This is a genomic window from Cyanothece sp. BG0011 (assembly GCF_003013815.1).
Lineage (GTDB): Bacteria > Cyanobacteriota > Cyanobacteriia > Cyanobacteriales > Microcystaceae > Crocosphaera.
This window is the reverse complement of the sequence record NZ_PRLH01000031.1, coordinates 1-9994: the sequence shown is the minus strand read 5'-3', so window position 1 is coordinate 9994 and position 9994 is coordinate 1. Positions and strand designations below refer to the sequence as shown.

6 protein-coding genes and 4 pseudogenes are annotated in these 9994 nt (G+C 41.1%); 3 read left to right on the top strand and 7 right to left on the bottom strand.

Translation table 11 applies throughout. The annotated features are described in order from the left end of the window. The 3 genes and pseudogenes from C4E06_RS27630 to C4E06_RS05090 form a co-directional block, all read right to left on the bottom strand. Nucleotides 1-407 (bottom strand): protein kinase (locus C4E06_RS27630; RefSeq protein ID WP_198648330.1); only part of this gene is annotated, 407 nt, incomplete at its 3' end. 124 nt (nucleotides 408-531) lie between these two features. Then, nucleotides 532-804 carry a hypothetical protein gene (locus C4E06_RS27625; protein WP_198648329.1) on the bottom strand — a complete coding sequence of 91 codons (273 nt, stop codon included), beginning with the start codon at nucleotides 802-804 and terminating at the stop codon, nucleotides 532-534. Between the two features lie 111 nt (nucleotides 805-915). Further along, nucleotides 916-2529, bottom strand: a pseudogene (locus tag C4E06_RS05090) (group II intron reverse transcriptase/maturase). Between C4E06_RS05090 and C4E06_RS05085 the strand changes: the two are divergent. Beyond that, the gene (locus C4E06_RS05085; RefSeq protein WP_107667096.1) at nucleotides 2518-2706 is read left to right on the top strand and encodes a hypothetical protein; all 189 of its coding nucleotides are present in this window, start codon (nucleotides 2518-2520) and stop codon (nucleotides 2704-2706) included. The pseudogene C4E06_RS05090 and the gene C4E06_RS05085 overlap by 12 nt on opposite strands. A gap of 408 nt (nucleotides 2707-3114) precedes the next feature. Here C4E06_RS05085 and C4E06_RS05080 read toward each other — a convergent pair. Beyond that, nucleotides 3115-4727: pseudogene (locus tag C4E06_RS05080) on the bottom strand (group II intron reverse transcriptase/maturase). Here C4E06_RS05080 and C4E06_RS05075 point away from each other — a divergent pair. Continuing rightward, complete coding sequence (locus C4E06_RS05075) at nucleotides 4716-4904, top strand: hypothetical protein (protein WP_107667095.1); 189 nt, start codon at nucleotides 4716-4718, stop codon at nucleotides 4902-4904. The pseudogene C4E06_RS05080 and the gene C4E06_RS05075 overlap by 12 nt on opposite strands. 417 nt (nucleotides 4905-5321) lie before the next feature. Here C4E06_RS05075 and C4E06_RS05070 read toward each other — a convergent pair. Both C4E06_RS05070 and C4E06_RS05065 read right to left on the bottom strand, forming a co-directional pair. Then, nucleotides 5322-5918 (bottom strand): annotated as a pseudogene (locus C4E06_RS05070) (group II intron maturase-specific domain-containing protein); the annotation flags it as partial. A 786-nt stretch (nucleotides 5919-6704) separates the two neighbouring features. Then, on the bottom strand, nucleotides 6705-7061 hold the full coding sequence (locus tag C4E06_RS05065) for a cell division protein SepF (RefSeq protein WP_107667094.1): 357 nt from the start codon (nucleotides 7059-7061) through the stop codon (nucleotides 6705-6707). A gap of 896 nt (nucleotides 7062-7957) precedes the next feature. On the opposite strand from C4E06_RS05065, the gene tig reads away from it, so the two are divergent. After that, nucleotides 7958-9343, top strand: a complete 1386-nt coding sequence (gene tig, locus C4E06_RS05060) for a trigger factor (protein ID WP_107667093.1) — start codon at nucleotides 7958-7960, stop codon at nucleotides 9341-9343. A gap of 56 nt (nucleotides 9344-9399) precedes the next feature. Here tig and C4E06_RS05055 read toward each other — a convergent pair. Beyond that, nucleotides 9400-9994: pseudogene (locus C4E06_RS05055) on the bottom strand (secretion system protein E); the annotation flags it as partial.

Genomic DNA, 9994 nt, shown 5'->3' with positions numbered 1-9994 from the left:
TTAGCCAACATTTTCAGTAAAATCTGGCTTAAATGAGGACTGATGGCTACCTCTGGGGGTAAACGCCAGTTCAAACTCTGCCGGTCTTGTAATTGTAAGGCTTCTTGTCCCGTCAGTAACACACACGCTGTGGCCGCTAAACTGTATAAATCACTATTGGCAGTGACGATCCCTTTTTCGATCTGTTCCTGGGGTGCATACCCCGGTTGACCGACCTGTATAATTTTACTGGTTAATAATTCTGGATGTTTAAAATAGGTATTAGCAATAGTCGATAGTTGCTTAACGCTCCCAAAATCGATTAAAACGGGTAAGTTATCATCTTGACGACAAATGATATTTTTCGGGGTAAGATCCCGATGAATAATACCTTTTTCATGAAGGTAATCCAGAACGGGTAAAAACATCTAATAAAAATTGTTTGATTTCTCTTTCCGTCAATCCTTTCCCTTCTTTTAGTCGTTGCTGTAATTGTTGATCATAAGTAACTCCTTGTACATAATCTTGTACTAAAAAAAGGGTGGTTTTTCTTTATATTGGCAAGAAAAATAATTCCCGAAAACGAGGGATTTGAGGATGTTCTAACTGATAAAGAATTTGTGCTTTGCGTTGAAATAGTTCTTCTGTTTTTTTCAGGGCGAAAGGATCATTGACATCGGGAGCAAATTCTTTGAGAATACATAAGTCATTGAAGCGATGACTATCTTGGGCTAAATAGGTTCTCCCTAGCTTTCCTTGACCTAGTTGGCGTAAAATCTGAAAGCGATCGTGTACCGTGGTTTGAGGTGGTAGCCCAGTATTCATAACAAAACTCAAAAAATTTTAAACGAATGGTGTTAAAGATTAGGGTCGAGAAAGGAGTCGCCTCCTTCCCCTCCATTCCAAACCGAACGTGGGTAGAGTCGAGGGAAGCTATCATGCTTCGCCCCTCTCTGTGAAATCCGAGCGTGCAGATTTCCCTGCACTCGGCTTCCGAAAACCTTGGTCTTTCCGTCCTTTGCTCATGTGAGTATAATGATGACAACTGTTATGGATTGCTAAGAGGTTCTTAGGTCTCCAATTGTTGTGGTTGCCGTCGATGTGGTGTAATTCTACTTTTTCATCGTCGATGAATTTCAGACCACAATAACCACATGAATGGTTTTGTCGGCGAAGTGTTTTTGCTGTACTTCCATCGTAGAGGACACTGTTTCTCTTTGACCAGTAGTTTATATCTCCGTCGTAGGGTGATTTAGTCCCTTTGACGTTGGCAAAACTGTTCTCCGAGTAACTAATGTTTGGAAAGGCTCTTTTAATCAATTCTATTGCTTGGTATCGGTTGATGGTCTTTTGTTTTTTGAACTTTTTGAAGGTTCTTCGACTCAAGTGCCATAGGCTAAACCTTGAGCCGTCCATTTTGCAATATTTATGGTAGTTGCGCCATCCTCTTACAATGGGAGCGAGTTTGAATTGTTTTTACCTTCGCCCCATAATTAGAGTTGTTGACGATGTGTTTGACTTTATCACGGAATGCTTTGAAATTTTCCACTGAGGGAATGCTTTTAAATTTTCCGTTGTGTTTCTGGACATAGAAATGCCATCCTAGGAAGTCAAATCCATCTATCGAGGCTGTTACTTTAGTTTTCTTCTGGCTAATTTCCATTCCTCTTTGAGCGAGAAATTCCTCTACTTGGGCAAGTATTGATTCCGCATCATCTTCTGGTTTGAGAACATACACCATATCATCAGCATATCTGACACATTTGGAATAAGTTATGCCCCTGCTTCTAAATTCCCCGATTTTTTCGATGCCATTGAGAGCGATATTTGCCAATAAAGGTGAACAAACACCTCCCTGTGGTACTCCTTGATTGGGAAATTCTGGGTTAACTCCTGCCTTAAGACATTTGCGTAACCCTTTGATGACAGATTCGGGAGCAATCACTTGTTCTAATATAGTTTGGTGTGATATGCGGTCGAAGCATTTGCTGATATCAAGTTCAAGAACTCTTTTATCAATTCCATTAGTGCTTTTTCTGAGATGTAGAAACAGGGCTTTTTGTGCGTCGTGTGCGCTTCGCCCTGGTCTAAACCCGTAGCTCCTGGGATGGAATGTTGCTTCATGGGCTGGTTCTAGAGCGTATTTGACAAGACATTGCCATGCTCTGTCGGCGATGGTTGGGACTTTTAGGATTCGTTTGGTTCCGTCCTTTTTGGGGATGGGGATTTCTCGTAATCCTTGATGTTTCCAGGTCTTTGTCTTGAGTTTCAGGGTTTCTTCTAACTCAAATCGTTCTTTGAACGTCAAAGCCTTTTTCCATCTATTCCTGCGGTTTTACGACCCTGATTTAATTGGGTCACTTGCCTGATAGCCAGCATTCTAGCTGCGTAGGAGGAGAGAACTAACTTCTGAATTCTTTTAGCTTTAGCCTTGTCTCCTTCTCTAATTGCTTTAAATATTCTCTTTTGAAGTCGAAAGAGTGTCTTCTGGAGTTGCTTCCATCGGATGTCTTTCCAATCATCGCTATAACTGGTGTTATGCGTCATAATCCCTGTCCTTCAATTATCGAACATTTTCTGGTTTCCTTTTGGCAATTACGCCTCATCCTACCCTCTGCTTGGTTTTCCGATGCTCGTCCATCCTATCTGGGTTTGGATATCCCCCAGAACCAAGTATCAGAGTTTTTATTCGTTCCGATAGTCAGATTGGCTGATGTTTTAGGGTGATTCACTTTGCCTGTTACCTTCTCGGAGAAGCAGTTATCAACTCTAATAACACTGCGAGAGTTAATGGTAACGGAGTCCACATTGGTTATTCAGATTGTGGCTCAAGGGTAAGGCACTTTTCTAGAATCTGTTTACCCATGACATCTCCCTATTAGCGGTAGTGTGCCTAATCTGTTTTGGCTCTAATTCCGCCCTGATGCACGCTTTGCTCTGTAAGATTCCGAGCTTACTCGGCAGTGCCAGATGAGGAGTCATCTTTCTCTTAGATGGTGGGACTTTAACCCACATCCAACTATCAGTTCAGGTTACATACGGTTTTCTCCCCGTCATCGCCTGGAAGCCTCTACTTCTCTGTTCTCCAGAGCTTCGCAGCTTCAACGAATCGCACGGTAGAGTCGAGGGAAGCTATCATGCTTCGCCCCTCTCTGTGAAATCCGAGCGTGCGGGTTTCCCTGCACTCGGCTTCCGAAAACCTTGGTCTTTCCGTCCTTTGCTCATGTGAGTATAATGATGACAACTGTTATGGATTGCTAAGAGGTTCTTAGGTCTCCAATTGTTGTGGTTGCCGTCGATGTGGTGCAATTCTACTTTTTCATCGTCGATGAATTTCAGACCACAATAACCACATGAATGGTTTTGTCGGCGAAGCGTTTTTGCTGTACTTCCATCGTAGAGGACACTGTTTCTCTTTGACCAGTAGTTTATATCTCCGTCGTAGGGTGATTTGGTCCCTTTGACGTTGGCAAAACTGTTTTCAGAGTAGCTAATGTTTGGAAAGGCTCTTTTAATCAATTCTATTGCTTGGTATCGGTTGATGGTCTTTTGTTTTTTGAACTTTTTGAAGGTTCTCGACTCAAGTGCCATAGGCTAAACCTTGAGCCGTCCATTTTGCAATATTTATGGTAGTTGCGCCATCCTCTTACAATGGGAGCGAGTTTGATTGTTTTTACCTTCGCCCCATAATTAGAGTTGTTGACGATGTGTTTGACTTTATCACGGAATGCTTTGAAATTTTCCACTGAGGGAATGCTTTTAAATTTTCCGTTGTGTTTCTGGACATAGAAATGCCATCCTAGGAAGTCAAATCCATCTATCGAGGCTGTTACTTTAGTTTTCTTCTGGCTAATTTCCATTCCTCTTTGAGCGAGAAATTCCTCTACTTGGGCAAGTATTGATTCCGCATCATCTTCTGGTTTGAGAACATACACCATATCATCAGCATATCTGACACATTTGGAATAAGTTATGCCCCTGCTTCTAAATTCCCCGATTTTTTCGATGCCATTGAGAGCGATATTTGCCAATAAAGGTGAACAAACACCTCCCTGTGGTACTCCTTGATTGGGAAATTCTGGGTTAACTCCTGCCTTAAGGCATTTGCGTAACCCTTTGATGACAGATTCGGGAGCAATCACTTGTTCTAATATAGTTTGGTGTGATATGCGGTCGAAGCATTTGCTGATATCAAGTTCAAGAACTCTTTTATCAATTCCATTAGTGCTTTTTCTGAGATGTAGAAACAGGGCTTTTTGTGCGTCGTGTGCGCTTCGCCCTGGTCTAAACCCGTAGCTCCTGGGATGGAATGTTGCTTCATGGGCTGGTTCTAGAGCGTATTTGACAAGACATTGCCATGCTCTGTCGGCGATGGTTGGGACTTTTAGGATTCGTTTGGTTCCGTCCTTTTTGGGGATGGGGATTTCTCGTAATCCTTGATGTTTCCAGGTCTTTGTCTTGAGTTTCAGGGTTTCTTCTAATTCAAATCGTTCTTTGAACGTCAAAGCCTTTTTACCATCTATTCCTGCGGTTTTACGACCCTGATTTAATTGGGTCACTTGCCTGATAGCCAGCATTCTAGCTGCGTAGGAGGAGAGAACTAGCTTCTGAATTCTTTTAGCTTTAGCCTTGTCTCCTTCTCTAATTGCTTTAAATATTCTCTTTTGAAGTCGAAAGAGTGTCTTCTGGAGTTGCTTCCATCGGATGTCTTTCCAATCATCGCTATAACTGGTGTTATGCGTCATAATCCCTGTCCTTCAATTATCGAACATTCTCTGGTTTCCTTTTGGCAATTACGCCTCATCCTACCCTCTGCTTGGTTTTCCGATGCTCGTCCATCCTATCTGGGTTTGGATATCCCCCAGAACCAAGTATCAGAGTTTTTATTCGTTCCGATAGTCAGATTGGCTGATGTTTTAGAGTGATTCACTTTGCCTGTTACCTTCTCGGAGAAGCAGTTATCAACTCTAATAACACTGCGAGAGTTAATGGTAACGGAGTCCACATTGGTTATTCAGATTGTGGCTCAAGGGTAAGACACTTTTCTAGAATCTGTTTACCCATGACATCTTCCTATTAGCGGTAGTGTGCCTAATCTGTTTTGGCTCTAATTCCGCCCTGATGCACGCTTTGCTCTGTAAGATTCCGAGCTTACTCGGCAGTGCCAGATAAGGAGTCATCTTTCTCTTAGATGGTGGGACTTTAACCCACATCCGACTATCAGTTCAGGTTACATACGGTTTTCTCCCCGTCATCGCCTGGAAGCCTCTACTTCTCTGTTCTCCAGAGCTTCGCAGCTTCAACGAATCGCACAAAGTTTCCCTTCATTCGGCTTTCGGTAATTAGTCCCTTGTCATGGGTACTGTTAATACATCATCTTTCCATTCATAGCCGTTATCTGACCAATCATAAGAACCGTCATTTCTGCTTTTGACATCGTGACAGTGACGATGCAGAGCTTGATAGTTTTTATATTCATCCCTACCGCCTTTCGATTTCGGGATGATGTGGTCAACTTCTATCAAGTCATCAGGAGTGAAGTGTTGTCCGCATAACGTGCATCTACCTTTTTGTTTCCTTAAAAGTCTTGCGACTCCATTAGGTGTTTCAGGGTAGTTACCACGTCGTGTACTCCAATATGTCCAGTTTCCGTCATAAGGTGAGGCTTCAGGTTTGACCAGTTGATGTCTCCTTATTTCCGTTTCGGTGTGATAATACAGTTGCATTTCTTTGGTGCGAAATGTCCATACTCAGTGTTTTCCGTATGAGAAATACTTAGAGAGTTTTTTCCAGTTGGCTTTCCTTGTTCTTGTGACTGTCCATGCTCTTAGCATTAACCATAGTTGATGGTCTTCGGATGAGAATGTTTCCTTACTTGCTACAGTTCGGTAATAGTTACACCATCCTCTGATTACAGGTTTTAAGTATTTGATTAACATGACCAATTGACTCGGAAAACGACTTATCACGCTGTTTCACGACGGGTTTCCCTTTTTAACCCTGCTTCCATCCTGGGTTTACTAAGTCCAAAACGGAGGGTTATGTCGTCATTCTCAGGATTTTGCTCCTTTGACTCCGAATGTGGCTCCTTTAGCCAACAAATCAACAGTTATCTGAAACTGAACATATTTATTTGTCAAGGTTCAGACGAGCTACACACTTGTTGGTACAAGCTTTCTAGCTCAACGAATCGCACAATTGCTACAATTATAGGCAATTTGCAATCCTAACAAAAAATCTTATCTTTAATCTCAAACTTATTGTGTTAGCTATTGTCACCTTAATGGCTAGTTTAAAAAAGCACTCAGCAATTAGCAGTCAGCTTCTTGAGTATATTTTGCATTTCGGGGAAGCCTCAAAGTTCATCCTCTCCCACTCCTGCCGAAACAATTGGCTTTCGCAGACAAGCCATTAGAAAAATAATTGAACCCTATCTTTAGTACAATCTGGTCATTATCAGCAGTCACAAACTCCTTGTTCGACTGCTAGAAAAACAGGGTTTATGTTGGGTGGTATCATTAAAAGGATTGCCCTTAGACCTGTTTCCAAGTAATCCTCACCAACAAGTCTTAATCCACCCACTAAAAACCTTGAGCAATACTGGCACTAACGCCCTAAAAGTTCGTGGTACTAAAGAGTAGATATTGATAGCATTTTCGGTGTAGAATTGCTTTGTAAAGTAATAGGTTGGCTTCTCTAGGTGAGTTGATGGCTAAACCACCGAGTTAACTAGGGGAGTCTTTCAATAACTCTTTTAAACAAGGGGAAGCAGAACTAGGAGCAGAGCGTTGGGATTTGATTTCGACTTGATTGGGGACAAACATAAATGTTTTTTCACTAATCCAAAACGTTTGCCCATCAATGGCACAAGTTCCCCCTGCCATCCAATCTACTACCCGTTGGGCTTTGTCTGTGGTTAATTGATCTAAGACTAAAATAACCACTTTACGGGACTGCAGAAGTTGTAAGGCTTCACGAGTTTCTTCAACTGCGTTGATTGTTTTGACAACCACCTCTGATTGAAGACTCTGGTTAGCCGACCAATCAAATCTAGGAATACTACTCATTGATTCTGTTGTCATAAGAAATGTATAACAATTATTAATAACTTTGATTAAACTTACTAATTAATTACCGAGTTTGGGATATTATGGGACATTAATTAATCCTATGCAAAACTATAGTTTTGTAGTAAGCTGATAAATCTAAAAGCATTCATTGAAATCATTTTCTCCTAAGTGTATCTGAATTATGTAAATAATTAGGTATTATTAGTAACATTTTTATTTTTTTATCTTGGGTGTGAGAGTGATAGTAATGATAGAATCTTAGATATAATGAAAAATAAAATTGACTAGAGATTTGAGATTTCTAGGGCAAGAAATAGAAGCTCACTAAACCTCAATGTTATCTTTGACGAGTTTTATTTGATTGCCATTTTTATCTCCTTAGGATTGATAGTTTCAAAAAAACTTAATCCCTTGTTTTAGGGTTGACTCAATCTCATTAAAACCTTCCTATGGAAGGTAACATATTTTTCTCAAGGAGATCATTAAATAACTATAAAGGTTGTTGCGATCGCGCTGTAGTGCTAGGGTCGTGGTCATTACTCCTCAAACCTCGAATAGTGCATATGAATCAAGTATATCAAAAATTTAGCTAATCAGAAGTAGCAATATTCTTGGTCTAGAAAGAATTTTGCTGCTGCTTAAACTCTAACTGAAAACTAGATACAAAATGAGAGAGTCGGATTAAGTCAGTTGGGGACGTGACGATAAATCTTAAAATTTCCCTAACACTGAGACAAAATCCGATGGATTTAGAGATACTCAGGTTAGAATAATAAAGCTATTTGACCACTGGTCAACTAGAAGCAACTTAACTTAAACATAAAAGTAAGGCTGATCAAGTAACCTTAAGCTTGTTTCTAGTGAGCCAAGAATGGCATAATGATAAATTGTCCGAAATTGTAATCTCTATGAAAGTCACCCAGGAAAAACTCCCCGATAGTCAAATTGGCTTAGAAATTGAAATTCCCGCCGAAACTGGTAAAAAAGCCTATGAAACCAAGGTCAAAACCTTGGCCCGTACTGCCAATATTCCTGGGTTTCGTAAAGGTAAAGTTCCTCGTCCCATTTTGCTGCAACGGTTAGGGACTCGTTATATTAAAGCGGTTACGTTAGAAGAATTAGTCCAAAAAAGCTTAGAAAAAGCCATAGAACAAGAATCCATCAACTCGATCGGTAACTATAGCTTACGTTCGAGTTTAGACGAACTGATTGAAAAATTTAAGCCAGGAGAACCGTTTACCTTTTTAGCGGCCGTGGATGTGCCTCCAACCGTCGAATTAGGAGACTATCAATCCCTTTCGGTTAAAGCCGAAGAAACGGTCTATGATCCTCAACAGTTAGAAGACTGGTTCAAAGAACGACAAGAACAATTAGCCACCCTCGTTCCTGTCGAAGATCGCGGGGCCCAAATGGGAGATGTGGCCATTGTGGACTATAAAGGTGTGGCCACCCCTGAAGGAGAAGAAGAAGCACAACCCATCGAAGGAGTAGAAGGAACTGACTTTCGGGTGGATCTCGAACAGGGGAAATTTATTGAGGGGATGGTCGAGGGAATTGTCGGCATGAAACCCGAAGAAACCAAAGAATTACCCCTAACCTTTCCTGATGATTATCCTAGGGAAGATTTAGCCGGCAAACCAGTGACCTTTACCATTACCCTCAAAGAACTAAAAGCCAAAGAATTACCGCAATTAGATGATGATTTCGCTGAGGAAGTGAGTGAGTACGAAACCCTAGCCGAACTTAGAGAGTCCTTAGAAAAGCAATTCCAAGAATCAGCAGAAAAGGAGACCAAACAAAGTATTCACACTGCCATTACTTCAGAATTGAGCAAAGTTTCTACCGTAGACCTTCCTGATACCTTAGTTCAAGATGAAGTGACTAGAGTCCTCACTCAAACCGCCATGCAAATGGAACAAATGGGGATTGATTTAGGGCAACTCTTCACTCAAGAAAACTTACCCAAATTAAGAGAAAATGCTCGTCCTGAAGCGATCGAAAGACTCAAACAAACCTTGATTTTACAAGAAATTGCTAAAGTTGAGTCTCTTACCCTAGAAGAATCAGAAATTGAAGCAAGAAGCAATGAAATAAAAGAACAATTGCAAGGACAAGAGGTGGATGCTGAGAAGTTACGAGACGTGGTAGAAGAACAACTGATTACTGAGAAAACCCTTAATTGGTTACAAGAAAAAGCCACAGTGGAATTGGTTCCTAAAGGAACGTTAGAAGAAGAAAAGAACACCGAGTCTGAAACAGAAGAAGAATCAAGCAACCCCCAAGCAACAGAATAGTTAACCCTGATGATGAAGACTCTTCCTAGAAAACGGGAAGAGTCTCTTCTTGAATGTTATGACCAGGGATCAGGAATTGAATTCAAAGGATTAGCGGTTGTCTGTTCAGACGACGGTAAATCTGTTGTTACCATGGTTTCCTTATTGGGGTCTAATTCTCGTTTTAAGGCTTCCCAATCTCCGGGATCTTGTAATTCTTCGTATAAATTAGAATCGGCCGTAATGGTTTCTTTAGAAAGATCGATGGGTGGGGCTAAATGTTCATTAATTTGAGTGGCTTGTGAAGCTTCATCAACTCTTGCAATGGGTAGGGAAGTGTCTAAAGAAGTATTGGTTTGTATCGGTTCTTTCGAGGGAACGGGGGAGGTAAATGCTTGTTTGAGTTGAGTTAATTCTTGGGTCAAGGTCATTAACAATGTTTCCATTGTTTCAATACGCTGAAGGACTTCTGTGGGTAATGGGGTAATGGTTTGGGAGGCAGTGGAGAGGTTGGGGTCTTTAGGACACAATTGCTTTAAGTCCGTTAAACTGATTTGTCCTTGTTTAACTAATTCTAATCCTGTGGCCATTAAAGAAGATGGTTGACCCTGTAAACTCACTTGTTTCAACTCATCTGCATTAGCCCCTTGAGCGATCGCTGTTTTTAAATCT